This is a genomic window from uncultured Campylobacter sp. (genome assembly GCF_937997595.1).
GTDB lineage: Bacteria > Campylobacterota > Campylobacteria > Campylobacterales > Campylobacteraceae > Campylobacter_B.
Window position 1 is genome coordinate 1 of the sequence record NZ_CALKTS010000301.1, and the last position, 1,102, is coordinate 1,102.

General features: G+C 36.9%; 1 protein-coding gene. It reads left to right on the forward strand.

All coding sequences use genetic code 11. The annotated features are described in order from the left end of the window. Positions 1 to 397: 397 nt before the first annotated feature. Complete coding sequence (locus Q0614_RS10055) at positions 398 to 1,021, forward strand: hypothetical protein (protein ID WP_298788454.1); 624 nt, start codon at positions 398 to 400, stop codon at positions 1,019 to 1,021. Positions 1,022 to 1,102: the final 81 nt, after the last annotated feature.

The following is a 1,102-nucleotide window of genomic DNA, read 5'->3' on the forward strand; positions in this document are numbered from 1 at the left end:
AGCTGAGCTACGAGCGCACGAAATAAAAGAAACGGGATTATAGCGTTTTTAGCTTAAATTTAACCAAAAAGGCGGTTTAAATTTCGACATGCGATAAATTTTAGCTTCGCATTTTTCTCATTTTTGCGTTTGCCCGATCGCGACGCCTAGTTTTTCGTTTAAATTCCAACGTGCAAGAATTTTAGCCTACTCAAATTTACCTTGTATCGCGCCGAAATTTAACTTGCTTAAGGATTGCATTTTGGAATTTAAAATTTATCCTACTTAAAATTCCGCGAGGCAAATTTAAAATGTCTTAAAAATTTACGACCTTGCAGCCCAAATCCTGCGTAAAATAAATAAAATTTATCGCTTTTTAGGTATCATAAGCGAATAATAAAATGAACAAGGAGAGAAAATGAAGCGAGTATTTTTGGCGTTTGCGCTGTGGCTCGGTTTTAGCGGGGCTGCTTTTGCGATGCAAGATACGGAGCCGAGCGAGGCACAAGGACAAAATTCTACGGGAGTTAAAATTTTAAGTGACGGGTTTTATAAAATGTCCGCCGAAGAATACGGCAGAGCGAAAGTTAGTTGCGATGCTTCGCATTATTACATAGGTTGCGATAAAATTTATTCTCCAAAAATTTCGCAATTTATAAAGGAGTGCGATTTTGGCAATGGAAAATACAGTACTTGTGAAAAATTATTAGAAACTTTAAATGCGAAATGCTTTGAAAAAAATGGCAGAGAAAATTTTGAAGCTTGTGATTTGGCGGGTGAAATTCTAATTAAAACAAGTAGAATTCCGTTAGGCTTAGAGCGGCTAGTAAGAGGCTGCGAAGTCGGTCAGATTATAAATTCTTGTTTTCTTTGCGCTCTAACATATCTGCATTATTCATTCGATATTGACGAAGTAATCAAATACGCAACGATGACGCGAGATCTAGCGTATGATAAAGAACATTTCAATAAAATCATCAAAAAATTGCAAGATTGCAAAGCCGACAAAGAGTGCAATCCCGCAAAATTAGAATTTCAATAGGCAAACGGCAAGAGCAAATACGGCGGGCTAAATTTCTAAATTTAAAAGACAAAGGAAAGATCGCTATGGCGGATAGGCTGA

Bases quoted from the DNA above. Each gene is read 5' to 3' on its own strand.
- Q0614_RS10055 (WP_298788454.1), top strand. From the start codon at position 398: ATGAAGCGAGTATTTTTGGCGTTTGCGCTGTGGCTCGGTTTTAGCGGG.